We start from the raw sequence: 25876 nt of genomic DNA, 5'->3' as shown, positions 1-25876 counted from the left end.
GTATCGCGATGGTTCAGGCGGGCGGCGTGACCTTCAGCCGCTGCGCCAGCCATGCCTCGTCCGGTGCGGGCCGCCCTTTCAGCGCCGACATGCGGACATTCAGGCAACTGCTCTTGAGCCGGGTGAAATCCTCATACCATTCAATGTCCTGCGCGGAGATGCCGGTCAGCTCCTCCCACAGCGCGATCGTCTCCGCCCGCGTGCCCATGCCGTCGAGGTGGGGACTCTCTGCGGTCGCGCCATGCATCTGCTCCGACATGGTCAGCCACCACGCCAGATCATGGAGCGCCCCGCCCAGAGACGGCTGCTCCCAGTCCATGATCGCCACCACGTCGAAATTCGCGTCATACATCAGGTTGCCGAGCCGCGAATCGCCCCAGACCAGCCCGGCTGGCTGGTTGGCTGGCCATTGCGCGCGCAACCGCTCCAGCGCGGCCTTCAGCACCGGCCATGGCCGATCCTCGCTCACCCAGTCGACGAAGCGGACATATTTGTCCCATTCCTGTTTCAGCCCGTCGCGCGCGCCCTCCGGTCCCGCCAGAAATTGCAGTTCGGTGAGCGGAACGGTGTGGATCGACGCCAGATGCCGGACCCCTTCCTCCCACAGGTGGCGGCGCTGCGCGGGCGTGGCTTCCGCGACCCAGCCCTGCTCCCGATAGGGCGGGATGCTGACCGCGACGCGCCCCTGCACCCGCTCCATGATGAAGAAGGGTGCGCCGAGCAGTGCCGCATCCTCCTCCAGCCACAGCGGCTTCGCCACCCGCACACCATGGCGGTGCAGCGCTTCCATCACCCGATATTGTTCGATGAACAGGTCGTCGGGAAAGATTTGATGGCGTATCGGCTTGATGCGGACGACGCAGCCCTGCACGACCGGAGCGCCATTCTCCGTCCAGTGCGCGTCGAACAGGATCGTCTCATGCGACTGGCCCGCGCCCGATGGATAGGACGGATCGACGATGCCCAGGTCGTTCGCCTGCGGCAGCCGCGCCTGCAACCAGGGGGTGAGCTGCGCCACCAGTTCGTCCAGCGCCCGCGTCTCCGGCGCGACGATCACATTGCCCAATGCCGATGCTCCCCCGTCCTGTGCTGTTCCGGTCATCACAGGCCCAGCAGCGCAAAGCTGTCATGCCGGGTCACGGCGGACCCCAGCCGATGGGTGAAGACGGTGATGATCGCGGGATCGACGCGGCGCGTGATGCCCCACAGATAATAGCCATAGGCCGCAGCCGCCCGATATTCGGCCCATGCCGCCTCTTCATCGGGCATCGCCACGCCCAGCCCCTGCATCCGGTCCAGATAATGGTTCAGCAGAGCCCGCTCATGCACCTCGGCCACCTCAACCGGCAGCACGGCGGCGATATGATAGGCCACGTCCAGCGCCCAGCTCCCCCGTTGCAGCAACTGCCAGTCGATCAGGCCCGCGCCATCGGCGGTGCGGAAGATATTGCCCGCATGGCCATCGCCATGGATCAGGAAATCGGGCGATTGCAGGTCGCGCTCCGCCAGCACCTTCATCGCGGCGCGCAGCCGGGCGGCGTCGCGCGTGGCGGCGGGCAGTCCTTCGCCCCGCGGCCCGTCGAGCAACTCCTGCAACAGTTCCTCGGTCACATAATTGCTGTTGGCCAGCGCGGCGACCCGGCGGTTGATCCATGGCAGCTCGTCCAGCAACGGAGAGCCGCTGTGCAGCAGCGCCAGTTGATCGAGGCTCTGTGCGGCCTCATCGGCGGTGAAGGCGTCCAGTGCGGAGCAGAAGCGCCCGCCCTGCGCCACCACGTCGCGCATGATGACCACGCCGAACTTCGCGTCCCGGTCCACCACTGTCGCCACGCAGTCGGGCACCCGCACCGCCAGCTTCGGGGCCAGATGGATGTAAAAATCGCACTCCAGCACTGTCACCGGCCCGCCCATCGCGCCCGCCGCATCCACGTCCAGAAGGCCCTTGAGGCAGAATGCTTCGCTGCCCCCCTCCGCGCCATCGAACGCGATGGTGAAGCGCAGCTTGGTGGCGACCGTGCGGATCACCTCCACCGTCTCCACGGCGGTGATCGGCTTGCCGCCCGTGACCGGGGCCAGCGCCCGCCGCAGCCAATCGTGATCAAGGGCCTCCGTCAGCGTCCTGGGCACCGGCAGCGTCGCAAGCGTCGTCATTCCACTCTCCCGTTTGCCGCGCGACGACGCGCAGCATGTCCGGCGCCATCAACCATCGACGGACACCGACATTGTTCGTTATTTCGACATCATTATCTATTATGTGAATATCGTGTCAAGCCAATGCCGGGCTCTCGCTATGCTCCCTGCCGCAAGACGCAAATCGCTGCGGAGAGCGGACATGGCTGTTCAACGCGAACGCCCACAATGCGCAGGAGACTGGCAGGATGAAGGGGATCGCTGGCTGTTCACCCTCCGCAACCGGGCGACAAAGACCTGTCGGATAGAAGGAAGGCGGGTTGCACCACCCGGAGCGCTCACAGCGCCCGATGGCCCAAGAGCATCGGACGCGCCGCTGCGCCCACGCCTGTCAGCGATCGGGAAAAACCAATACTCATGGGACTTGCGGGGTCGCGCCCATCCGGCCGACCCACAAAATAAAACAGGCGGCTTTCGCCGCCTGTCTAGCTTCTCTCTCCATCGGGAGGAGAATGGTGCACCCGGAACGATTCGAACGTCCGACCCTCAGATTCGTAGTCTGATGCTCTATCCAGCTGAGCTACGGGTGCCTGCCCATTCTGCGGTGCCGGTGAACCGTACCGCGTCGGGAGTTGCGCTGATAGAAGGGGTTTCCCGGTCTGGCAACCCCCCTTTTCACGCAATTTCGCTTTTTATTTCCTGTGGGCCAAAGCCGCCTGTGCCGCCGCCAGCCGCGCGATGGGCACGCGGTAGGGAGAGGCCGAAACATAGTCGAGGCCGGTGGCTTCGCAGAAGGCGATGGAGGCCGGATCACCGCCATGCTCGCCGCAAATGCCCAGCTTGATCCCGGGGCGCGACTTGCGGCCCCGCTCGGCGGCGATCTGGATCAGTTCGCCCACGCCCTCTACGTCGATGCTGACGAACGGATCGCGCGCGAAAATGCCCTTGTCGACATATTGCGTCAGGAATCGGCCGGCATCGTCGCGGCTGATGCCGATGGTCGTCTGCGTCAGGTCGTTGGTGCCGAAGGAGAAGAATTCGCCCACCTCGGCAATCTCACCAGCCTTCAGCGCAGCGCGCGGCAGCTCGATCATGGTTCCGACCAGATACTCGATGGTCCGACCCTTCTCGGCAAAGACGGCCTGCGCCTCCTTGTCCACGATCGCCTTCATCAGTTCCAGTTCGCGCTTGGTCGCGACCAACGGGATCATGACCTCGGGGATCGGCGCCGCGCCACTCTGCTCCGCGACCAAAATCGCCGCCTCGAAGATGGCGCGGGCCTGCATCTCGTAGATTTCGGGATAGGTCACGCCCAGGCGGCAACCGCGATGGCCCAGCATGGGGTTGAACTCATGCAGTTCCGACGCGCGGCGCTTGAGCAGGTCGATGCTGACGCCCGCGGCCTCCGCCACCTCGGCGAACTCGCCGTCGCCGTGCGGCAGGAACTCGTGCAGCGGCGGGTCGAGCAGGCGAATCGTGACCGGCAGGCCCGCCATCACCGCAAAAATCTCCGCAAAGTCGCTGCGCTGTTCCGGCAGCAGCTTGGCCAGCGCCTCGCGGCGGCCCGCCTCGCTGTCGGCCAGGATCATCTGGCGAACCGCGGTGATTCGCGCCGCGTCGAAGAACATATGCTCCGTCCGGCACAGGCCCACGCCCTCCGCGCCAAAATCGCGCGCGGTGCGGCAATCCAGCGGGGTTTCGGCGTTGGCGCGCACCTTCAGGCGGCGCACCTTGTCCGCCCAGACCATCAGCACGCCGAAATCGCCCGCCAGTTCCGGCTGCACGGTCGGCACGGACCCGGCCATCACCTCGCCGGTCGCGCCGTCGATGGTCAGGATGTCGCCTTCCTTGAGGACGCGATCACCGATACGCAGGGTTTTCGCCACATTGTCGATGGACAGCGACCCCGCGCCGGAAACGCAGGGACGGCCCATGCCGCGCGCAACCACCGCCGCATGGCTGGTCATGCCGCCGCGTGCGGTCAGGATGCCCTTGGCCGCATGCATGCCGTGAATGTCTTCCGGGCTGGTCTCGATCCGGACGAGGATCACCGCCTCGCCCAGTTCGTTGAGCCGCTCCGCCGAATCGGCGTCGAACACGATCTGGCCTGATGCCGCGCCCGGCGATGCGGGCAGGCCCTTGGTCAGCACGTCGCGCGGTGCCTTGGGGTCGAGCGTTGGATGGAGCAACTGGTCCAGCGCGGCGGGGTCGACGCGGGCGACGGCCTCCTCCTCGGTGATCAGTCCCTCGGTCGCCATGTCGACGGCGATCTTCAGCGCGGCCTTGGCGGTGCGCTTGCCGGACCGGGTCTGGAGCATCCACAGCTTGTTCTGCTGCACCGTGAACTCAATGTCCTGCATGTCGCGATAATGCGTCTCCAGGATGCTGAAGACATTGGCCAGTTCGCCATAGGTTTCCGGCATCGCCTCTTCCATCGACAGCGGCTTGGCGCCCGCCCTCTCGCGCGCGGTCTTGGTCAGATATTGCGGCGTGCGGATGCCCGCCACCACGTCCTCGCCCTGTGCGTTGATGAGATACTCGCCATAATAGGCGTTTTCGCCCGTCGCCGGATCGCGCGTGAACGCAACGCCCGTGGCCGACGTGTCGCCCATGTTGCCGAACACCATCGCCTGCACATTGACCGCCGTGCCCCATTCGCCGGGGATAGAGTTCAGGCGGCGATACACCTTGGCCCGGTCCGATTCCCACGACCCGAACACCGCGCCGACCGCGCCCCACAACTGGTCATGCACATCCTGCGGGAAAGGCTTGCCCCACTGCTTCTCGACCAGCGACTTATATTCCTTGACCAGCGCCTGCCAGTCCTCGGCGGTCAGTTCGGTGTCGAGCGAATAGCCCTTGTCTTCCTTCGCGATTTCAAGGGCTTCCTCGAACGATCCATGATCGAGTTCCAGCACCACGTCCGAATACATCTGGATGAAACGGCGATAGCTGTCCCACGCGAAACGCGCATCGCCCGACACCGTCGCCAGACCGGCCACCGTCTGGTCGTTGAGGCCCAGGTTAAGGACCGTGTCCATCATGCCGGGCATGGAAACGCGCGCGCCGGAGCGGACCGACACCAGCAGCGGGTCGGCGGGGTCGCCGAATATCTTGCCCGTGACCCCCTCGATATGCGCGATGCCCGCGGCGAATTCCGCGTTCAGGCTGTCGGGATATTTCTCGCCATCCGCATAATAGGCGGTGCACAATTCGGTGGTCAGCGTGAAGCCGGGAGGAACCGGAAGACCGATAGCGGCCATGCCGTCCAGATTGGCGCCCTTGCCACCCAGCAGGTTCTTGTCACCCTTGCCGCCGTCATCAACGCCACCACCGAAACGATACACATAGCGAGTCATGGCTTAGCTCTCTCTATCTTCTGAATATTGAAGGCCGGACGACCTGTAACAAACCGGATCGTCCGCCTTCCCCCTGCAACTATCGACCTGGCCCTGTTCTGGATGCCGAGAGAAAAACTCCGACAAAAGAACAGGATTTCAGCCCTCGATCCGAGAAAAATCGGCGACTTTGTGCATTGCAGCACGGATGCGCGTCAACTGCGTTAAACGTGATCCACGCTTATTCTGGTCGGCGTCATTCACCGTCACCTTGTCGAAAAAGGCGTCGATCGGCGCGCGCAGCGACGCCAGCGCCGCCATGGCCGCCGCGAAATCCTCCTGCGCCAGCGCGGATTCCACGGCGGGTTCGGCTGCATCCAGCGCATCGGCCAGCGCCACCTCCTGCGCCTCCCGCTCGTAACGGGCGGGGGCGGTGACGGACAGGTCCGATACCGCTCCGGCGATGACCGGATCTTCGACCAGCGACAGCGGATCTTCCTCGCCCGTCTGGGCAATACCCTGCGTGCCATGGGCGGCCATCGGCGGGCGCTGCGGCTCCCACCCTTCCTTCTTCAGGATGTTGGCTGCGCGCTTATACCCCGCCAGCAGGTTGGCGCCGTCCTCGGTGGACACGAACGCCTGCAACGCCTTCACGCGGGCGAGCAGGCGGACGAGGTCGTCCTCCCCGCCCAGCGCGAACACCGCGTCGATCAGGTCGTGGCGGACGCCCGCTTCCTTTTGCTGGACCTTGAGACGGTCTGCGAAGAAGTCGAGCAATTCCTTTTGGTTTGCTGAAAGATCAATCGAAAACGATGTAGTGGTTTTAGTCTCTTGCTCAAGATCATCACTCCAGTGCCATTTTTCTAGAGTGTTGCTCAGGCGCAAATGCCCCCCACGTCTAATTATTTCAAATATAGAAGAAGTGACCGCGCTGGGTTGGTCACTTTTTATTGAAGAAGCGGGATTTGCGGATTTTGCTAGTCTACATGCTAGCGTTGCAGCAAAAGCTAACTTGACAGGCAAACGAATTGCATGGCCTTGAAGCAAGCCGATTATAGCTATTGCTGCTCTACGCAAAGCAAACGGATCTTTCGATCCGGTCGGTTTTTGGCCTGAGAACCAAAGCCAAAAAAGCGTATCAAGCTTGTCCGCCAAACTCACCGCCACCGTAACCGGCGCAGTCGGCACCGCATCGCCCTGCCCGACCGGCTTATAATGGTCGCGCACGGCATCGGCCACCGCGTCGGACAACCCCTCGGCACGGGCGTAATAGCCACCCATAAGCCCTTGAAGTTCGGGGAACTCCCCGACCATCTCGGTTACGAGATCGGCCTTGGCCAGACGCGCCGCCAGTTCCGCATCGTCGGCGGAGGCGCCCTTTACGATGCCCTCCTCCACCAGCCAGCGCGCCAGTTTCGCGACCCGCTCCACCTTGTCCGCAACGGTGCCCAGCTTTTCGTGGAAGGTGATCCGGCCCAGCTTCTGCGCATGATCGGCCAGCGTCGTCTTCTTGTCCTGCTCCCAGAAGAAGCGCGCATCGCTCAGCCGCGCGGCCAGCACCTTGCCATTGCCCGCGACGATGGCGGCACCACCGTCCTTCGCCTCGATATTGGCGGTGCAGATGAAGGCGGGCGCCAGTTTCCCGTCCGCGCCGTTCAGCACGAAATATTTCTGGTTGATCCGCAGGGTTAGCTGAATGACCTCCGGCGGCACGTCCAGGAACGCGGGGTCGAAATCGCCCAGCAGCGGCACCGGCCATTCGGTCAGGCCGGCGTTCTCGATCACCAGCCCCTTGTCCTCGATCAGGCTGTATCCGCGCGCGGTGGCGAGGGCGGCCGCCTGCTCCGCGATGATCGCCTGCCGCTCCGCATGGGAGACGATGACATGGCAGGCGCGCAGCTTCTCCGCATAGTCGCCCGAGCCGCCGATGGTGATCTCGCCGGGGTGGTGGAAACGATGGCCGACGGTCGCATAGCCGGAGGTAACACCCTCCACCTCTATTGCGACCAGCTCCTCACCCAATATGGCAACAATGCCCTGCAACGGGCGGACCCAGCGCAGGCTTTCGGTCGTGGCGGAGGTATCGCCCCAGCGCATCGACTTGGGCCAGGGAAAGGCGCGCACGATGGCGGGCACGGCCTCGGCCAGCACGTCGGCGGTCTGGCGGCCCGGCTTTTCGATCACCGCGAACAGGATCGCATTGCCCTTGGCATCCGTCCGCTCAACCAGTTGCTCGCGCGTCAGTCCGGTGGAGCGCAGGAAGCCCTCCAGCGCCTGCGCCGGCGCGTCGGCGCGCGGTCCCTTGCGTTCCTCGCTCACCGCGTCCGTCTGGAGCGGCAGGCCATGGGCGATCAGGGCAAGGCGGCGCGGCGTCACGAAGCTGGTGATCCGCTCCGCCTTCAGGCCCGACTTCGCCAGTTCCTCGATGAACAGGCGCGCCAGATCGTCCGACGCCTTCAACTGCATCCGCGCGGGAATTTCCTCGCAGCGCAATTCGAGGAGAAAATCCGTCATGCCGTCCACCCCGGAAATTTCGCTTCCCAGCCCGCGCGATTGGCCTCGATCCACGCCTCGCAGCTTCCCTTGGCGAGGTCGCGGACCCGGCCCATGTAACTGGCCCGTTCCTGCACGGAAATCACGCCGCGCGCCTGCAACAGGTTGAAAACATGGCTCGCCTCGATCGCCTGGTCATAGGCGGCCAGCGGCACGTTCGCGGCGATGCTGGCCTGACATTCGGCTTCGGCGTCCTTGAACCAGCGGAACAATTTGTCCGTGTCCGCCACCTCGAAATTCCATTTCGACATCTGCTGCTCATTGGCGAGGAAGACATCGCCATAGGTCACGGCCGGGCGATCCCCGACCGGATCGTTGAACCGCAGGTCGTACACGCTGTCCACGCCCTGAATATACATGGCGAGCCGTTCGAGGCCGTAGGTCAGTTCCCCTGCGACCGGCTTGCAGTCGAAACCGCCCATCTGCTGGAAATAGGTGAACTGGGTGACCTCCATCCCGTCGCACCACACTTCCCAGCCAAGCCCCCATGCGCCCAGCGTGGGGCTTTCCCAGTCATCCTCCACAAAGCGGATGTCATGGACCAGCGGGTCGATGCCGATCTTCGCCAGCGAGCCGAGATACAGCTCCTGAAGGTTCGACGGCGACGGCTTCATGATGACCTGATACTGGTAATAATGCTGGAGGCGATTGGGATTTTCGCCATAGCGGCCATCGGTCGGGCGGCGGCTGGGCTGCACATAGGCGCAGTTCCACGGATCGGGACCAAGGCTGCGCAATGTCGTGGCGGGGTGGAACGTGCCCGCCCCCACGCGCATATCATAGGGTTGCAGAATGACGCAGCCCTGCGCGCTCCAATAATCATGGAGCGTGAGGATCAGCGACTGGAAGCTCAAGGGTTGCTGCTCTGCCAAGCTCGTCCGCCTGTCGTTGGGGGCATGGATTCAATGGGCGTCGCTTTGGCGCAAGGGCCGGTTCGGGTCAAGCAAGGCGGCATCCAGCCCGCCATTACTTGCGCCCGGCCCGCAAAGCGGCGAAAGGAGGGACATGCCCGTCCTCACCCGCTTCCTGACCCGCCTCGCCACCGGCTTTGCCGCGATCCTGCTGCTCACCTCGCCCGGCTTCGCGCCCATCGGCGCGCGCACCGTGACGAAGGAGACGCTGGCGAAACCGGCGCTGTGGGTGGTGCGGGACAAGGACACCACCCTTTATCTGTTCGGCACCATCCATGTCCTGCGCCGCGAAGTGCGCTGGTTCCACGGTCCGGTAAGGGCAGCGTTCGACCAATCGTCCGCGCTGGTGCTGGAAACGGTGCCGACCGATACGGAAGTGGCGAAAACGACCGCCCGCCTCGCCATCGACGCCAACGGCCCGCCGCTTAGCGAGAAGCTGGATGCCGCGACCCGCGCCCGCTATTTCGCGCTGCTCGACCGCCTCGGCATACCGCGCGCGCATCTGGAGCCTTTCCATCCATGGTTCGCCGCCGTCTCGCTGTCCATCGCCCCGCTGGAGAAGCTGGGCTATGATCCCGATGCCGGGGTGGACGAGGTGCTGAAGAACACCGCGACGACCAAGGGCAAGCCGGTGCTGGCGCTGGAAAGCGTCGACGAACAGCTCGGCTTCTTCGCCGGATTGCCGGAGGCGACGCAGGTCCGTTTCCTCACCGCCACTATCGCGGAGGCGGAGAAAGCGGAGGCGGAGATCGCCCGCATGGTCAGCGAATGGTCCGCCGGGCGTCCCGGCGCACTGGCCGACGACATGAATGATTCGCTCAAGGACATGCCGGAGATTGCGGAGGCCCTGCTCTACCAGCGCAACCGCAACTGGGCGACATGGATCGCCCATCGAATGGCGCAGCCCGGCACCGTCTTCGTCGCGGTCGGCGCAGGCCATCTGGCGGGCAAGGGCAGCGTGCAGGAACTGCTGGCCGCAAAGGGCCTGACCGTAAAGCGCGTCGAATAGGGCGACAGGGTTCAGCCTGCCCGTACCCGGCCCTGCATCCCCTTTCCTCAGACTCGCCACCCCGTCCCGACTTCGTTACAAGGCGTCCCCATGTCCACCACCTTCGTCCTCGACACCTCGACCAGTCGCGCGAACCCCACGCCCGCGCCGATCAAGCGGCTGACCGTACCCGCGATCCAGCGGCGCAAGGTCGATGGCCGGACGCAGGAACCGCTCGTCATGCTCACCGCCTATACGGCGCGCATGGCGCAGATCCTCGACACCCATTGCGACATGCTGCTGGTCGGGGACTCGCTGGGGCAGGTGATCTATGGCCTGCCCTCCACCCTGTCCGTCACGCTGGACATGATGATCGCTCATGGCGCGGCGGTGGTGCGCGGCAGCTATCACAGCGTCGTCATCGTCGACATGCCCTTCGGCAGCTATGAGGCGTCACCGCAGCAGGCGTTCGCCTCGGCCAGCCGGATCATGGCCGAAACCGGCTGCGCCGCGGTGAAGCTGGAAGGTGGACAAGCGATGGCGGAGACGATCAGCTTCCTCAGCCAGCGCGGTATTCCCGTCATGGGCCATATCGGCCTGACGCCGCAGGCGGTGAACGCGCTGGGCGGCTATGCCGCGCGGGGCAAGAGCCGGGAGGAACATGACAAGATCATCGCCGACGCGCAGGCCGTGGCGCGGGCGGGCGCGTTCGGCATGGTAATCGAAGGGGTGATGGAGGAGATCGCCATCGCCGCCACGCAGAGCGTCGATGTGCCCACCATCGGCATCGGCGCATCGGCGCAATGCGATGGGCAGGTGCTGGTGATCGACGACATGCTCGGCATGTTCGACCGCGTGCCCCGCTTCGTCAAACGCTACGCCGATCTGGCGACCAGCATCGGCGAGACCGCCGCCCACTATGCCGCCGACGTGCGCGCGCGCAACTTTCCCACGGAAGACCAGGTGTACCGGCCCAAGAAATGAGAGCCTGGGAATGACCGGCCAAAAAATCATGGCCTTCAACCGCGTGCGCGGCTAAGCAACCAGCCTTCTATTTCCAACCCTTTGACTTGCCCATCGCGAGGAGAGACGATTTGGCCCTGACGCCGGCCCCGAACGACGCCTTCATGCGCGAGGTGGATGAAGCCGTGCGGCAGGATGACCTGTCGAATTTCGGCAAGCGTTACGGCCTGCTGATCGGCGGCCTGATCGTGGCGGGGCTGATCGCGTTCGGCGGCTGGCTGCTGTGGCAGAACCACACCCATGCCGCGGCGGACGAGGCGGGCGAACGCTACACCGCCGCGCTCACCGCTGCCGTGTCGGGCAAGCCCGACGACGCCGCGCTGGCCACCCTCGCGGGGACCGATCAGGATGGCTATCGCGCCGGCGCCCTACTCGTGCAGGCCGGTATCAAGAGTGAGAAGGAAGACGCCAAGGGCGCCATCGCCGCCTATCGCGCGATCGCGGCCGACGCCACGCTGGCCCAGCCCTATCGCGACCTCGCGCTGGTGCGCCAGACGGCGCTGGAATTCGACACGATGGCCCCGCAGGCGGTCATCGACCGTCTCAAGCCCCTGTCGGAAAGCGGCAACCCTTGGTTCGGCAGCGCGGGCGAGATGAGCGCGCTGGCCTATATGAAGCTGGGCAAGCGCGATCTGGCGGGCGCCCTGTTCGCCAATATCGCCAAGGATACGGGCGTTCCCCGCACCATTCAGACACGGGCCGTTCAGATGGCCAGCCTATTGGGGGTGGACGCGCAAATGCCGCCGCGCCCCGGCGAAACGAAGGACAACAGCGCCAATGCCCAATAAGTCCGGCCTCAAACAGTCCACCGTTCGGATCGCCGCCTTCGCCCTGATGGGGTGCAGCGTGCTGACGCTGGCGGCATGTGGCGGTCGGGGCAACAAGCCCAAGTCGACCACGCCGGTGCTGGGCAACCGCACGTCCATCCTGGGCGGCAACCAACTGGTGGTCGTGGACGACAGCGTGGCCAACACGCCCGTCACCCTGCCCGCGCCCACCACCAATGCGGACTGGGCGCAGCCGGGCGGCGACAGCAGCAAGGCGATGGGCCATGTCGCGCTGGGCGAAAGCCTGAACCAGGCCTGGTCCACCTCCATCGCTGGCGGCGGCAAGCGTGCGCGCCTCGCCTCCTCCCCCGTCATCAGCGGCGGCAAGCTCTATGTCATCGACACCAACGCCACCGTCTCGGCGTTCGATGCAAAGAGCGGCGCGCGCCTGTGGACCAGCAGCGTCCGCGACAAGGACGGCAAGGGCAATAATGCGGAATTCGGCGGCGGCGTGTCCGTCGGCGGCGACCGCCTCTACGTCACCACCGGCATCGGCGATGTCGCAGCGCTCAACATCGCGGACGGCAGCCAGTTATGGAAGAAGCGCCCCGGCGGCCCGCTGCGCGGCTCGGCCACCGTCGCCAATGGCCATATCTATGTGATGAGCCAGGATAACCAGATTTTCGCCCTGTCGCAGGAAGACGGCACGGTCGTCTGGACCGAAAGCGGCACGGTGCAGTCCACCGCCATCTTTGGCGTGGCCGCCCCGGCGGCGGCGCAGGGCACGGTGATCGCGGGCTTCAGCTCCGGCGAACTCACCGCCTATCGCTATGAGAATGGCCGCGTGCTGTGGGGCGATGCGCTCAGCCGCACCAGCATCTCCACCACCGTCGCCGCGCTGACCGACATCGACGCCGATCCGGTGATCGACCGTGGCCGCGTCTTCGCCATCGGGCAGGGCGGCCGCATGGCCTCCTATGAACTGGTCAGCGGCCAGCGCCTGTGGGAAATCAACATCGCGGGCGTCGCCACTCCGGCCATCGCGGGGGACTGGGTCTTCGTCGTCACCGATGCCAGCCGCCTGTTCTGCGTCGAGCGCGCGACCGGCAAGATCCGCTGGATCAGCCAGCTCACCGCCTTCGAGAATGAGAAGAAGAAGAGCGGGATCGTGCGCTGGCACGGTCCGTTGCTGGCCGGTGGCCGCCTCATCCTCGTCTCGACGGAGGGCAAGCTGACCGAGGTGGACCCAGCCAACGGGTCGATCCGGCACGAGCGGGAGATGAAAGGCGCGATGTCGCTGGCCCCTGTCGCCGCCGACGGGATGCTCTATATCCTCACCGACGATGGGCGACTCGTCGCCTATCGCTGATGGGCCACGCCATGCTATTGGCCGTTTGATTTTACTGGCCGCTCCGGCGGCCCACCAACCAGAGAGATTTCGCCACCATGCCGCCCGCGCCACGCATCGCCATTGTCGGGCGCCCCAATGTCGGCAAATCGACCCTGTTCAACCGCCTCGTCGGCAAGAAGCTGGCGCTGGTGGACGATATGCCCGGCGTCACCCGCGACCGGCGTGAGGGCGAAGCCGAACTGCTCGGCCTGAAATTCCGCATCGTCGACACGGCGGGTTTCGAGGAAGACGCGATCGAGACGCTGCCCGGCCGTATGCGCGCGCAGACGGAGGCTGCGGTGCAGGACGCCGACCTCGCCCTGTTCGTCATCGACGCCCGCGCTGGCCTGATGCCGCTGGACGAGCATATCGCCCGCTGGCTGCGCGCTGGCGACACGCCCGTCGTCGTCCTCGCCAACAAGGCGGAGGGCAGCCAGGGCGACCATGGCATCATGGAGGCGTTCTCGCTCGGCTTTGGCGAACCCGTCGCCTTCTCCGCTGAACATGGTCAGGGGCTGGCCGACCTGTTCGGCGCCATCCGCCCGCATATCGAGCGGGAGGAGGATGAATTTGGCGACGATACCGAAGGCGATGCGGAGGACGAGGACTATCGTGGCCCCCTGAAACTCGCCATCGTCGGCCGCCCCAACGCGGGCAAATCCACGCTCATCAACAAGATATTGGGCGAGGACCGTCTCATCACCGGGCCGGAAGCGGGCATCACCCGCGATTCCATCGCCGTCGACTGGCAGTGGCGCGACTTCGACAATGAGATGCGCGACGTGCGGCTGATCGACACGGCGGGTATGCGCAAGCGGGCGAAGGTGCAGGACAAGCTGGAGAAGCTGTCCGTTGCCGACGCCCTCCACGCAGTCGATTTCGCGGAGGTGGTCGTCCTCCTCCTTGACGCGACGCTTGGGCTGGAGGTGCAGGATCTCAAGATTGCCGACAAGGTGTTGCAGGAGGGGCGGGCCCTCATCATCGCGCTCAACAAATGGGATGTGTCGGAAAATGGCTCGTCGCTCTATCAGGGCGTCCGTGCGGCCCTGAACGAAGGGCTGGCGCAATGCCGGGGCGTGCCGCTGCTCACCATTTCCGGCGCGACCGGCAAGGGTATCGACGACCTCATCAACGCCGCGTTCGAAACGCGGGAGGCATGGTCGAAGCGGATTCAGACATCGCTCCTCAACCGCTGGTTCGACGAGGCGCTGGAGGCCAACCCGCCCCCGGCCCCTGGCGGCAAGCGGATCAAGCTGCGCTATATCACGCAGGTTCGCACCCGCCCGCCGACCTTCTCCGTCTTCGGCAACCGACTCGACGAACTGCCGGAAAGCTATCGCCGCTATCTGGTCAACGGCATCCGCAAGGAGCTGGGCTTTGGCGCGGTGCCGGTGCGGCTGAACCTGCGCGGCAGCACCAACCCCTTCGACAAGGCCAAGAAACGCTGATCCGCCGGTCATGGCCGAACAACCGGCCCCGCTGATCGTCGACGCGCGCGGTATGCGCTGTCCCTGGCCCGTGTTACGCGCGGCCAGGGCGATGCGCGGCGGCGCGCCCGTGCTGCTGATCTCCGACGATCCCATCGCGCGCCGGGACGTGCCGGACATGGCCCATGCACGCGGATGGCAATGCACCCTCTCCGACGACGCGGACGCCACGCAATTTCTGCTGACACCCCATGGCGCGTGAACCCGTCAGGGGTACGGAACAGAGATGGAAACGGCTGGATTCCCGCTATACCGTCCCGGTCCGCGCGCCCGCTTGCCCCGTCCCCTCTTCGACTGACGGAGGCAAAAGACGCCGCAGAAAAGACCGCGAATTAAACACATCTTTACTGCTCAGGATCAATGCTCCCTGTTCGATTTCATCCCCGAACGGAGAAGATGCGACGTCATGTCCTATCGTGATCTTCCACTCATCAGCGATACCGATCTCGCCACCGCCCGGCGCGAGCTGGGGTCGGCGCTGCCCCGTATCCTTGGCTATTATCGGCAGGACGGCGTCACCTCCATCCACGCGATCGAGAACGCCATGCAGGCCCGCAGCGCGACCGCGCTCGTCCTGCCCGCGCACAGCCTGAAGGGCGAATCGCGCCAATTGGGGGCGGAGCGGGTGGCGGAACTGTCGCAATATCTGGAGATGACCGCGCGCCGCTGCATCGAGGATCGCACCGAGCTGCCCGATGCCCTGGCCGAGGATGTGCGCGGCCTGCGCAGCCTGTTTCATGAGACGATGACGGTGCTGGAGCGCACCATCGGCACGGGCGAGGCCCCGCCTGCCGCCCGCGCGCCGGTTGCGCCGTCCCCCCCCGCCTCCATCGCACGCCCGCGCCCGGCCGGCGTCGCCCCGCAACGCCCGGTCTTCGGCCGCCGCGCGGTCTGAGGCGGCCACCCACAGCATAAACTGATCGCCCCGGCCCGCCGCACGCCCTATCATCCCCGGCATGAACGACGCGGATCATGGCAGCATAGTGGGCGCGGTGCTGGCGGGCGGCCTCTCCACCCGTTTCGGCAGCGACAAGGCGCAGGCCCTGCTCGACGGACGCCGCCTGATCGACCATGCCGTCGATACGCTGGCCGCCCAATGCGATGCGGTGATCGTCGTCGGGCGGCAGGAGCCGGGCCATGATTGCGCGCCCGACTGGCCCGTCCCCCATCAGGGCCCGCTGGGCGGCATTGCGGGCGCGCTGCGCCATGCAGCCGCCCACGGCCATGCGGCGGTGCTGACCTGCGGCGTCGACAGCCCCTATCTCCCCGCGAACCTCCGCGCGCGGCTCGCCCCCGCTCCGGCCTGTCTCGCCGCACAGCCGGTCATCGGGCTATGGCCCGTCACCGCGCTCCCCATATTGGAGGCGATCTTGACCACCTCCGCCAGCCACGCCGTCCGCCACTTCGCCGACCGCATCGGCGCCCGCCGGATCGAGACGGACAGCATCCCCGCCAATGTGAACCGGCGTGAGGATCTGGATAAGCTGGCGAGATAAGGGGAGCGCGCCCGAAGCAAAGCCTGCCTCTGGATGGTCGCGGTCGGAATATGGGGAGGAATGGTGCACCCGACACGATTCGAACGTGTGGCCTTTGCCTTCGGAGGGCAACGCTCTATCCAGCTGAGCTACGGGTGCTTCGCAGGGGGCGCTACCAGTTTTGATGGCACTGGCCAAGAGAAAAGGCGGGCTTTTTCATCGAAACCTCTCACCATGGATGACGCCGGCCCGCCGGAGGCCTATCCCCTCCCCCTTTCCCCTGGGACAAGACGCAACGACCCGGAGGAATCGACAGCCATCCCCTTGCCCCCTTGGCGTAAGCCCCGCAAAGACAGCCGCATCGCCCGCGCGCCCTTCCCGGCTGCCGGGCTACGGGAGGACAGGAAGCATAATGGCGCATGGGCAGGCAGGAGGGTGGAACGGCGACGCCACGCGGACGGGACCGCTGGCGACCCCGCGCGCGCAGATGGTCGCTCTGGCCCTCCTCTACATCCTCATCGCTGCGATCCATCATGAACGGCTGCCCACCGACGCCACCGTCTACTGGCTGGGCTGGGCCGATCAGGACCAGTATAGCGCGTCGATCCGGGCGCTGGCACGGGGCGACCTGTCCCCGGCGGCTCACTGGTATCCCTTCGGCTATACGCTGGCGGTGCTGCCCTTCGCCTGGTTGCCGACATGGATCGCCTACAGCCTTGTGAACGGCCTCTGCCTGCTCGGCGCATGGGCGGGTTTTCGCGCCATTGCGCTGCGCTGCGCCGTCTCCTCCCGGCTGGCGCTGCTGCTCTTCGTGGCGACCACCCTGCTCTATCCCCGCATCGGCGTGCACTGGATCACGCCCTGGACCACCACCCTCTCCGCCTGCCTGATCTGGCAGGCGGCGGCGCGGTCCCTCGCCTTTTCCGGCGGGGAGGGCGTGGCCGACCGCCTGCTGCTCGGCACCATACTCGCGCTGATCCCGGCCACCCGCTTTGCCGACGGCTCCATCGCGCTGATCTTTGCGGCCTATGTCGCGGGGGCGGCGATCCTGCATCGGCGCGTCGCCACGCTCTGGCCGGTGGTGGTCGCGGGATTGGCGACGACGAGCCTCTATGCGGCGCTGCACCTCGCCGTCTATGGCTGGCAACCGACCGACTATCTGCGCCTGTCCGCCGCCTATGGCCTGAATTTCGGGCAATTGGGGTGGAAGGCGTGGTTGCTGCTGATCGAACCGCGCCCCTGGTATCCCGATGGGCAGGGCCTGCTTGCCGCCTGTCCATGGCTGCTGCTCGGCGCTGCGGGGATGCTGTTCACGGCTCTGTCCGGGCGGATCGCCCGTGCGGAGGCGCTGCTACTTTGCTCCGTCGCCGCCGTCCATGCGGCGCTGACCCTTGCCTATGTCGACCTGCTGCCGTCCGGCCTGTGGGCCTATGGCAATGTCCATTATTTCAAATGGATGCTGCCCCTGTTCGCCCTGTTCGCGCTCCTCTTCCTGCGATTCGCCAGAGGCAGGCCGGTGCAGGCCGCCGCCGTCCTGCTCCCCCTGCTGCTAGTCAGCGCGATCCGTTTCACCCCGGCGCCCGTCGCCGCGGGGCAGCCGGCTCGGCTGCTCCTCTTCCCCCGCGTCGCCGCCGAATTTTCCCATGTCTATTTCGCGCAATCGGTCATCACCGATCGCACGGGCGCTCTCCGCAATTTCTTCGAATATCATCAGGTGCCGCAGCAGGCGGGAGCGGGCAAGACCGGTCCCGTGCAGGCCATCGCCCTGCGCCGGGATTTCGCGGGTGGTGAGCATTGGCTGGGCAATGGCGCGCCCGGCACGCTCTGGCCCCGCGCATTCACCGGCAATCACAGCCGCACGCCGCTGCCCGGATCATGGCCGCTGGCGCCCGTCGCCCGCTACGCCCCGCGGATCGGGATCGGCTGGCCCTGCTGGCTCCCGCTCGCCACCTGCGCACCAACGCTTGAACGGGCATTGGAACGGCCGCTGGGGTCGCCGCCGGAGTCCGCGCCGCCGTCGCGCCCCGTCAGTCGGTGAACACCACCGTCTTGCTGCCGTTCAGCAGGACGCGATCCTCGATATGGTATCGCACGGCCCGCGCCAGCACCCGTCGTTCGATGTCGCGCCCCTTGCGGACCAGATCCTCCGGCGTGTCGGCATGGGTGATATGCTCCACGTCCTGGCTGATGATCGGCCCTTCATCCAGGTCGGTCGTCACATAATGGGCGGTCGCGCCAATCATCTTCACCCCGCGGGCATGGGCCTGATGATAGGGTTTCGCGCCCTTGAAACCGGGCAGGAAGCTGTGATGGATGTTGATGCAGCGCCCCGACAGCCATTCCGACATCTCGTCGGAGAGGATTTGCATATAGCGGGCCAGCACGACCAGCTCCGCGCCGGTGTCCGTCACGATAGCGCGGATGCGCGCTTCCTGCTCCGCCTTGCCGTCCTTAGCCATCGGCAGGAAATGGAAGGGCACGTCGCCCAGGTCCAGCCGCCCCAGCGCCTCGCGCGGGTGATTGGAGATGACGCCCACCACATCCATGCCCAATTCGCCCAGCCGTGAGCGGTACAACAGGTCGATCAGGCAATGGTCGAACTTGGAGACGAGGATCAGCACCCGCCGCCGCGCCCGCAACGGCCGGAACGACCATTGCATACCATATCGCTCCGCCACCGGCGCGAACCCCGCCTCGAAGGACAGGTCCGCCGCCGTCTGCTGCTGGAACACCACGCGCATGAAGAACCGCCCGGTGCTGGCGTCGTCGAACTGCTGCGCGTCCACGATATTGCCGCCGCGCTCGAACAGATGCTGCGCGACCGCCATGACAAGGCCCGGCCGATCGTCGCAGGCGAGCGTCAGCACATAATTTTCACTCACGCCCGGTTCCCCCTGTTGCGCACTCGCCTGCTGGGCTTTGCGCCCCGCGCTTATTCCGCGCGCGCGACACCGCGGGCGGTCATCAATTCCTGCAACTCACCGGCCTCGTACATCTCCATCATGATGTCGCTGCCGCCCAGAAACTCGCCCTTTACATAGAGCTGCGGGATGGTCGGCCAGTCGGAATAGGCCTTGATGCCCTGCCGCACATCCTGGTCCTGCAACACGTCGACGCTCTCATAGGCGACGCCGACATGGTCGAGGATGGCGATGGCGCGGCTCGAAAAACCGCACTGCGGGAACAATGGCGTGCCCTTCATGAACAGCACGACATCGGCGGACTTCACGATGGAATCGATCTTGGCGTGGACGGCGTCGGTCATGGCTTCAAAATCCTGCACTTCCATGGGCGTTGCCGCCCGACGTTGATAGGCTGTCCCTCAATTGGGAACGGCGGTGGTCAGTTGCAAGGCATGGAGCACGCCGCCCATGCGCCCGCCCAGCGCGTCATAGACTTCGCGCTGCTGTGCGATGCGGGTCTTGCCGCGAAAGCTCTCCGCCACCACACGGGCGGCATAATGGTCGCCGTCCCCCGCCAGGTCGGTGATCTCCACCTCGGCATCGGGGATGGCGGCGCGGATCATCTGCGCAATATCGTCGGCGGCCATGGGCATGGGATCGGCTCCGCTCAGCTTTCGTGCATGATCTGGCGGCGCGCCTCGGCCGACTTCTCGGCCAGCGCGGTGCGAACCGCCGCCTCGTCGAGGTCGGTGCCCGCGGAGATCAGGTCGCCCAACACTTTGCGCACCACATCCTCGTCGCCCGCTTCCTCGAAATCGGCCTGCACGACCGCCTTGCGATAGGCGTCGGTTTCCGCCGGGGTCAGCTTCATCGCGGCCGCCGCCCATTCGCCCAGCAGGCGGTTGCGGCGCGCGGTCACACGGAACTGCATGTCCTGATCGTGCGCGAACTTGGCCTCAAATGCGCGCTCCCGGTCATCAAAAGTCGTCATTGCACATCCTCGTTTGATCGGAAGAAACCACCGGCCTGCCCCCGATGAAGGCGCCCGTCCCTAGCAGGTAGGACAGGCGCGAAATCGCGGCAAGACCGGGGACGGAAATTCAGGGAAAGCGAACCGTCAGGCGTGGGCCGGGACCAGCCAGGGGCGGGCCGCACCATCGGATTGTTCGAACACGCCAATCTTGTCGCTCTGCCCCAAAGTCAGGCCGATTTCGTCCAGCCCGTTGGTCAGGCAATGTTTGCGAAAGGCGTCGATTTCGAAGGTGAAGCGGTCCTGAAACGGCGTCGTCACCGTCTGGCTGTCCAAGTCGATGTGGATCGCGTCGGTCTTTGCCACCTCGATCAGCCGATCGATGGCGTCCTGCGGCAGGATCACCGTCAAAATGCCGTTCTTGAACGCATTGCCGGAGAAGATGTCCGAAAAACTGGGCGCGATCACCGCCGTGATACCCATGTCCAGCATCGCCCATGCCGCATGTTCCCGGCTGGACCCGCATCCGAAATTATCGCCCGCGATCACGATGGGCGAGCCGGCATAGGTCGGATCGTCGAACACATTGTCGGGCGCGGTGCGCAGCGCGGCAAACGCGCCCTTGCCCAGTCCCGTGCGCGAAATGGTCTTCAGCCACTCCGCCGCGATAATCATGTCGGTATCGACATTCTTGAGGCCCAGCGGATAGGCGCGCCCCTCGATATGGTGGACGGCGTCCATCAGCGCGCGGCCTGCTGCCCGGCGGGTCGCGCCAGCTTTGCGGGCTTGACGTCGGCGGCCCGGCCCAGCCCGACCGCCATCGCCGCGCTCGCCACGGCGCCCAGCGCCAGCACCCAGAAAATCTTCTTCATGCGACCCCTGCCTTTTCTTCCGTCATCATGTCGCGCACGTCCGCCAGCCGCCCTTCGACCGCCGCCGCCGCCGCCATCAGGGGCGAGACCAGGTGCGTCCGCGATCCCGGACCCTGCCGGCCCATGAAGTTGCGGTTGCTGGTCGATGCGCAATGTTCGCCCGCCGGCACCTTGTCCGGGTTCATGCCGAGGCAGGCCGAGCAGCCCGGCTCGCGCCATTCGAAACCGGCCTCGATGAAGATACGGTCCAGCCCTTCGCTTTCCGCCTGCCGCTTGACCAGGCCGGAGCCGGGCACGACCAGCGCCTGCTTGATGCTGCCCGCGATATGGCGGCCCCGCACCACGGATGCGGCGGCGCGCAGATCCTCGATGCGGCTGTTGGTGCAACTGCCGATAAAGATATGCTGGATGGCGATGTCCTGCATCCGCTGCCCGGCGCGCAGGCCCATATAGTCGAGCGACTTGGCCGCCGCGACGCGCTTGGACGCATCCTCGAAGCTTTCGGGATCGGGCACGACACCGGTGATCGCAACCACATCCTCCGGGCTGGTGCCCCATGTGACGGTCGGCGCGATGTCCGATGCGGCCAGCGTGACGGTGCGGTCGAAATGCGCGCCCTCATCCGTGTGCAGCGTGCGCCAGTAGGCGACCGCCGCATCCCAGTCCGCGCCCTGCGGGGCCATCGGGCGGCCCTTCAGATACTCGAACGTCTTTTCGTCCGGCGCGAACAGGCCCGACCGCGCGCCGCCCTCGATCGCCATGTTGGCGACGGTCAGCCGACCCTCGATGCTCATGTTGCGGAAGGTGTCGCCGCGATATTCCAGCACATAGCCGGTGCCGCCCGCCGCGCCCGTCTTGCCGATGATCGCCAGCACCACATCCTTGGGCGTGACGCCGAAACCCAGCGTGCCGTCGACGCGGATTTCCATCGACTTGGACTGTTTCAGCAGCAACGTCTGCGTGGCGAGGACATGCTCCACCTCGCTGGTGCCGATGCCGAACGCCAGCGCGCCCAGCGCGCCATGCGCCGCCGTGTGGCTGTCGCCGCACACCAGCGTGGTGCCCGGCAGGGTAAAGCCCTGCTCCGGTCCCACCACATGCACGATGCCCTGCTCCGCCGCCGTCGCGCCGAAATATTTGATGCCAAAGGAAGGCGCATTGGCCTCCAGCGCGGCGAGCTGCTGCGCGCTTTCCTTGTCCGCGATGGGCAGGCGGTGGCCCGCCGCATCGACCCGCGCCGTGGTGGGCAGGTTATGGTCGGGCACCGCCAGCGTCAGGTCGGGCCGCCGCACCGGTCGCCCGGCGAGGCGCAGCCCCTCGAACGCCTGCGGGCTGGTCACTTCATGGACCAGATGGCGGTCGATATAGATCAGACAGGTGCCATCGTCGCGCCGGTCGATGACATGCGCGTTCCAGATTTTTTCGTACAAGGTCGTCGGATGTGTCATAATCCGTTCTCCCTAGCGTCTCGCCCGTGCCCACGAAAGACTATTTGTGCGGTGGGACCGATGGCAATCGGCTTTATCCGCATGGCGGGCGTGGCTCTGTCCGCCTGTTCGCATGGCTTACCCGCCATATAGGATCGGATGGGGAGGATTGCGCCCCCTCCTGTGCGGCTTGAGGGCCAGCGGTCCTGTTGCCGGTACGCGCAGCCTTTCGGGATTGTTCGGCCTGTGTGTTGTGGGCTGCCCTGCCTGCCCTGCCCTGCCCTGCCCTGCCCTGCCGTACCGGCCTACCTGCCCTGCCCGCTCCTGCCCGCCACCGCGTTTGCCGTTCGCGCGACGCACTCCACGTTGCATCCCTGCGCTGTCCCCCGCTGCCCTGTCCTGCGCGGCCCTGTCTTTCACGGCGCTGGCCTTTGGATTCTGGTCCTTTGGGTGCTCGCCCGTTACGGTGCCGCCCCCCTGCTCAGGTTTCCCCACATCCTTGTGCCTTGCGACACTTTTTCCTGGCCCGCCTGTCCCGCCTGCCCCTTACGTCCCTGCCTCATGCGGCAATACCTCATGCGGCGATGCCTCATGCGTCCCTGGCCCTTGAGACGATGCCCCTTGAGACGATGCCTCATGTGGCCAGGTTATGCGCGTTACCCGCATCTCAGCCCCGCGCCGCCCCGCAACTGCTGTGCCGTGGCGTGGCGTGGCGTGGCGTGGCGTGGCGTGGCGTGGCGTGGCGTGGCGTGGCGTGGCGTGGCGTGGCGTGGCGTGGCGTGGCGTGGCGTGGCGTGGCGTGCAGGACTGCCTCCGGCATATCCATCCGTCCACCCTGAACTTTCCCGACCGCCGGCGATCCCGATGCCCGCCCAGCGAGCTGCGGTCCTGCACACCCGATTTCCTGCGGCCTTATCCCGGATCAGGGCCGCCCGGTGGCCTCCCGACCATAATCGACCGCATTGGGCAACGGCACAAAGCCAGGCTTCAGATGGTACAGCACGACATAATGCCCCCCACCCTGATGATAGCGCATCACCTCATCATACCGTTTCCGTAACAAGATATGCATGGCCCGGTCGACATCCGGCCGCAGGTCCGCAGGCGGGGGCGTGATCGCCACCATATAATCAGGCATCCGGTTGGTTATCTTGTGCAACTCCGCATCCGCATCAACCCCCAACGCCCGATATTCCCGTGTCAGATTCAGGTGATAGGGAAAGGCAAAGCGCGTCGGAAGGCAGAAGTCCCCCAGCGTGTACAGCATCGCCGACCCCGCATAGACATAGGGGCAATTGCGCGTATCCCGCATCGCCCGCGCCATCTCCCGCAGCGCATCGGGACCGCCACGATAGGCCAGATCGCCCCGCACCACCACGATGCTGGCGACGGCTCCTGCGACGATACAGACACTGCGAAACCGCAGCCACAATCCGCTGGAGAAAGCAAAGGCCAGCGCGACCGGTCCGGCCAGCGCCAGAGCATAATGGGTGAAATAGGTACCAAACCCGGCAAAGGTCAGCCAGGCCGCCCCGTTCCAGAACAGGATGAAACGATGCGCGTCCGACAGCGCCAATCCCCGCCAACCCGAAAGGCGCGCCCATAGTCCCGCCAGCGCAAAGCCCAGAGGCAGCGCCAACACCTTGAATATCTCCAGCAAGCGCGGAGCCAGCACGGATGCCTCCTCCCCTCCTCGCAAGGCGATAGACAGGAAATTGGCGAACAGAAAGGCTTCAGCCTGCCCCTGCAACGCATAATAGCCAAACGCCAGCAGCGTCGGCGCCAGCGCGATCCCCGCCCACAGCAGTCCGCAGCCGAGAGCCGCCACAACACTGCTGCGTCGCCACGCCAGCCACAACAGCATCAGGCCAAAAGCGCCCCCCTCGCCCACCACGCTATATTTGACCTGGAGCGCGATCCCCACCAGCAGCATCGCGAGCACGCCCCGGCTCACCAGACGCCGGAACGGCACATGATCCCGCTCGATGAACAGGCTCATCAGCATCGCTGCCGCCGCCGTCATCGGCAGATTATAGAAAACCGGCGACTGCCCACCCACCCCCTCGAACAGGTTCAATATCGTGGGATAGACGATGGCAGCCAGAACGGCCGTGGGGCGATCCGCATAACAGCGGCCCATGCGATAGAGGATCAGGCTGGTTACCATGACGGACAGCGTGGCGAGACATTGATAGGCCAGCACCCCGTTGCCCAAAGGTGCTGCCACCGCATAGATCAGGAACAAACCGATCGGCTTGCGATCCCAGATGTCAACGAAGGGCAAAGCGCCCTCCCACATCTTCCTGCCCACCAGCAGGTAGAAGTCCTCATCCACATGGATGTTCGGATTGCCCAGCGCGATACAACGCAAGGCGAAGACTGCCAGCAGGATGATCATCGCGTCACGCCATGTTCCGGCCAGACGCGACCGCTCAAGCCCCGAAGCCACGTCAGAAGCCCGTTATTTCATGCGCCAGGTCAGGAGGGAGGAAGCGGCATAGTTCCAGATCGCGCCGGTTGCCCCGCCCGCGATACCGGCCAGCCACCATGTCGAATGGCTGTTGAACATCAGGGAGCCGACACCGATGTTGGCGAGCGCGCCCGTTCCACAGACAAGGTAGAAAGACAGCAACCCCTTGACCATCGCCCAGCCGCGCAACCGCTGGCTCGCATAGGTGACCATGTTGTTCAGCGCGAAATTGAAGGCGATGGCGACCAGCACGGCCATGGTCTGTGCAACCGGGAAAGCATGGCCCAGCCCCAGCACAGCCCGCAACACCGCCAGATGCACCAGCACACCCAGCGTCCCGACCATCAGGAACAGGATCAACCGCGTCGGCAATATACGGCCCGCCGTCTTGTCGATGAAGAAAACGAACAGGTCGATCAGGACCTTAGCACTCATCTTGCTGTCGCCGCTCTGCCGACTGCGAAAATCATAGGGCTGCTCGGTCACTCGAAATCCCTGCCTGCTGCTCACCAGAATATCGAGCATGATCTTGAAACCAATGCCGGACAGGCGAGGCTGCACCTCGACTAGCCGGTCGCGCCGTATCGCAAAGAAACCACTCATCGGGTCGGAGCATCGGGTCCGCATGATCACATTGGTAAACCGCGTAACCGCCAGACTCCCCCTCAATCGCGTCGCACTGAACCCATCCGCCGTACCACCGCCCGAATAGCGCGTGCCGATCACCATGTCGGATCGATCCTCCGCAATCGCGCGATACATGGCGGGGAGGTGCCGCTCATCATGCTGCATATCACCATCGATGACCGCGACAACGGGCGCTGCCGTGCTCATCGCGCCGTCCACCACGGCGGACGCCAGCCCCTTGCGATTGTACCGCTTGATGGCGCGAACATGCCGATGGCACAGGGCCAGCGTGTCGATCTCGGCGATCGTGCCATCCGTGGAGCCATCATCCACGAATATCACTTCCCAGTTGATCGCCCCCAGCGTTTCGCCAAGCGCATCCACCATCTTGCGGATATTACCGACCTCGTTGAGGACGGGAACGATCACCGCCAGTTCGAGCACACCTTCCTGCTGTAGTGCAGGCTGCTCGGACGCCATGAAACCCAGCAAGTCTTAATCCTTCGCCCTGCGCACTGGAAGCAACCTGCTCCATGGGAGGGACA

24 protein-coding genes and 2 tRNA genes are annotated in these 25876 nt (G+C 65.4%); 9 read left to right on the top strand and 17 right to left on the bottom strand.

Annotation, left to right across the window (positions count from 1 at the left end; all coding sequences use genetic code 11):
* Positions 1–13 precede the first annotated feature (13 nt).
* The 6 genes from LWE61_RS15410 to LWE61_RS15385 all read right to left on the bottom strand — a co-directional run bounded on the left by LWE61_RS15410 (position 14) and on the right by LWE61_RS15385 (position 8893).
* Positions 14–1102 carry a phosphotransferase family protein gene (locus LWE61_RS15410; RefSeq protein ID WP_234151539.1) on the bottom strand — a complete coding sequence of 363 codons (1089 nt, stop codon included), beginning with the start codon at positions 1100–1102 and terminating at the stop codon, positions 14–16.
* Positions 1102–2151, bottom strand: a complete 1050-nt coding sequence (locus LWE61_RS15405) for an ecdysteroid 22-kinase family protein (RefSeq protein WP_234151538.1) — start codon at positions 2149–2151, stop codon at positions 1102–1104. The genes LWE61_RS15410 and LWE61_RS15405 overlap by 1 nt, the downstream gene beginning before the upstream one ends.
* A gap of 492 nt (positions 2152–2643) precedes the next feature.
* Positions 2644–2720, bottom strand: a tRNA-Arg gene (locus LWE61_RS15400).
* A gap of 102 nt (positions 2721–2822) precedes the next feature.
* Positions 2823–5489 (bottom strand): pyruvate, phosphate dikinase, encoded by a 2667-nt coding sequence (ppdK, locus tag LWE61_RS15395; RefSeq protein WP_234151537.1) that lies wholly within the window; start codon positions 5487–5489, stop codon positions 2823–2825.
* A 138-nt stretch (positions 5490–5627) separates the two neighbouring features.
* Complete coding sequence (gene glyS / locus LWE61_RS15390) at positions 5628–7982, bottom strand: glycine--tRNA ligase subunit beta (protein WP_234151536.1); 2355 nt, start codon at positions 7980–7982, stop codon at positions 5628–5630.
* A complete protein-coding gene (locus LWE61_RS15385) occupies positions 7979–8893 on the bottom strand; it encodes a glycine--tRNA ligase subunit alpha (protein WP_234151535.1) in 915 nt (304 codons plus the stop codon). Before LWE61_RS15385 ends, glyS begins: the two co-directional genes overlap by 4 nt.
* A gap of 133 nt (positions 8894–9026) precedes the next feature.
* Between LWE61_RS15385 and LWE61_RS15380 the strand changes: the two genes are divergently transcribed.
* From LWE61_RS15380 to mobA, 8 genes are all read left to right on the top strand, one after another.
* Positions 9027–9941, top strand: coding sequence for a TraB/GumN family protein (locus LWE61_RS15380; RefSeq protein WP_234151534.1), 915 nt, complete (start codon positions 9027–9029; stop codon positions 9939–9941).
* Between the two features lie 90 nt (positions 9942–10031).
* On the top strand, positions 10032–10904 hold the full coding sequence (panB, locus tag LWE61_RS15375) for a 3-methyl-2-oxobutanoate hydroxymethyltransferase (protein ID WP_234151533.1): 873 nt from the start codon (positions 10032–10034) through the stop codon (positions 10902–10904).
* Positions 10905–11014: 110 nt separating this feature from the next.
* On the top strand, positions 11015–11731 hold the full coding sequence (locus LWE61_RS15370; RefSeq protein ID WP_234151532.1) for a tetratricopeptide repeat protein: 717 nt from the start codon (positions 11015–11017) through the stop codon (positions 11729–11731).
* Positions 11721–13079, top strand: a complete 1359-nt coding sequence (locus LWE61_RS15365) for an outer membrane protein assembly factor BamB family protein (RefSeq protein WP_407696247.1) — start codon at positions 11721–11723, stop codon at positions 13077–13079. The genes LWE61_RS15370 and LWE61_RS15365 overlap by 11 nt, the downstream gene beginning before the upstream one ends.
* A gap of 77 nt (positions 13080–13156) precedes the next feature.
* Positions 13157–14548, top strand: a complete 1392-nt coding sequence (gene der / locus LWE61_RS15360; protein ID WP_234151531.1) for a ribosome biogenesis GTPase Der — start codon at positions 13157–13159, stop codon at positions 14546–14548.
* 10 nt (positions 14549–14558) lie between these two features.
* Entirely contained in the window at positions 14559–14789 is a 231-nt protein-coding gene (locus LWE61_RS15355; protein WP_234151530.1) for a sulfurtransferase TusA family protein, read from the top strand.
* A gap of 204 nt (positions 14790–14993) precedes the next feature.
* On the top strand, positions 14994–15482 hold the full coding sequence (locus tag LWE61_RS15350; protein WP_234151529.1) for an Hpt domain-containing protein: 489 nt from the start codon (positions 14994–14996) through the stop codon (positions 15480–15482).
* A gap of 61 nt (positions 15483–15543) precedes the next feature.
* A complete protein-coding gene (mobA, locus tag LWE61_RS15345; RefSeq protein WP_234151528.1) occupies positions 15544–16083 on the top strand; it encodes a molybdenum cofactor guanylyltransferase in 540 nt (179 codons plus the stop codon).
* Positions 16084–16144: 61 nt separating this feature from the next.
* Here the strand turns inward: mobA and LWE61_RS15340 are convergent.
* Positions 16145–16221, bottom strand: a tRNA-Arg gene (locus tag LWE61_RS15340).
* A gap of 253 nt (positions 16222–16474) precedes the next feature.
* Here LWE61_RS15340 and LWE61_RS15335 point away from each other — a divergent pair.
* Complete coding sequence (locus LWE61_RS15335; protein ID WP_234151527.1) at positions 16475–18100, top strand: hypothetical protein; 1626 nt, start codon at positions 16475–16477, stop codon at positions 18098–18100.
* Here LWE61_RS15335 and purU read toward each other — a convergent pair.
* From purU to LWE61_RS15290, 10 genes are all read right to left on the bottom strand, one after another.
* On the bottom strand, positions 18090–18944 hold the full coding sequence (gene purU / locus LWE61_RS15330) for a formyltetrahydrofolate deformylase (RefSeq protein WP_234151526.1): 855 nt from the start codon (positions 18942–18944) through the stop codon (positions 18090–18092). The two genes, LWE61_RS15335 and purU, sit on opposite strands and share 11 nt — an antisense overlap.
* Before the next feature lie 50 nt (positions 18945–18994).
* Entirely contained in the window at positions 18995–19327 is a 333-nt protein-coding gene (grxD, locus tag LWE61_RS15325; RefSeq protein ID WP_234151525.1) for a Grx4 family monothiol glutaredoxin, read from the bottom strand.
* Between the two features lie 57 nt (positions 19328–19384).
* Complete coding sequence (locus tag LWE61_RS15320; RefSeq protein WP_234151524.1) at positions 19385–19618, bottom strand: BolA/IbaG family iron-sulfur metabolism protein; 234 nt, start codon at positions 19616–19618, stop codon at positions 19385–19387.
* A 14-nt stretch (positions 19619–19632) separates the two neighbouring features.
* A complete protein-coding gene (locus LWE61_RS15315; protein WP_234151523.1) occupies positions 19633–19956 on the bottom strand; it encodes a DUF1476 domain-containing protein in 324 nt (107 codons plus the stop codon).
* A 126-nt stretch (positions 19957–20082) separates the two neighbouring features.
* Entirely contained in the window at positions 20083–20676 is a 594-nt protein-coding gene (gene leuD, locus LWE61_RS15310; RefSeq protein ID WP_234151522.1) for a 3-isopropylmalate dehydratase small subunit, read from the bottom strand.
* Entirely contained in the window at positions 20676–20807 is a 132-nt protein-coding gene (locus LWE61_RS20650) for a hypothetical protein (protein ID WP_267961745.1), read from the bottom strand. Before LWE61_RS20650 ends, leuD begins: the two co-directional genes overlap by 1 nt.
* Positions 20804–22255: a 3-isopropylmalate dehydratase large subunit gene (leuC, locus tag LWE61_RS15305; protein WP_234151521.1), complete on the bottom strand. Its 1452-nt coding sequence runs from the start codon at positions 22253–22255 to the stop codon at positions 20804–20806. Before leuC ends, LWE61_RS20650 begins: the two co-directional genes overlap by 4 nt.
* 646 nt (positions 22256–22901) lie before the next feature.
* Positions 22902–23054, bottom strand: a complete 153-nt coding sequence (locus LWE61_RS15300) for a hypothetical protein (protein ID WP_234151520.1) — start codon at positions 23052–23054, stop codon at positions 22902–22904.
* Positions 23055–23156: 102 nt separating this feature from the next.
* Positions 23157–24683 carry an ArnT family glycosyltransferase gene (locus LWE61_RS15295; RefSeq protein ID WP_234151519.1) on the bottom strand — a complete coding sequence of 509 codons (1527 nt, stop codon included), beginning with the start codon at positions 24681–24683 and terminating at the stop codon, positions 23157–23159.
* Between the two features lie 12 nt (positions 24684–24695).
* Positions 24696–25823 (bottom strand): glycosyltransferase family 2 protein, encoded by a 1128-nt coding sequence (locus LWE61_RS15290; protein WP_234151518.1) that lies wholly within the window; start codon positions 25821–25823, stop codon positions 24696–24698.
* Positions 25824–25876 lie beyond the last annotated feature (53 nt).

It is taken from the genome of Sphingobium sufflavum (assembly GCF_021403115.1).
Lineage (GTDB): Bacteria > Pseudomonadota > Alphaproteobacteria > Sphingomonadales > Sphingomonadaceae > Sphingobium > Sphingobium sufflavum.
The sequence above is the reverse complement of the archived record's forward strand: the minus strand, read 5'-3'. Positions and strand labels throughout refer to the sequence as shown.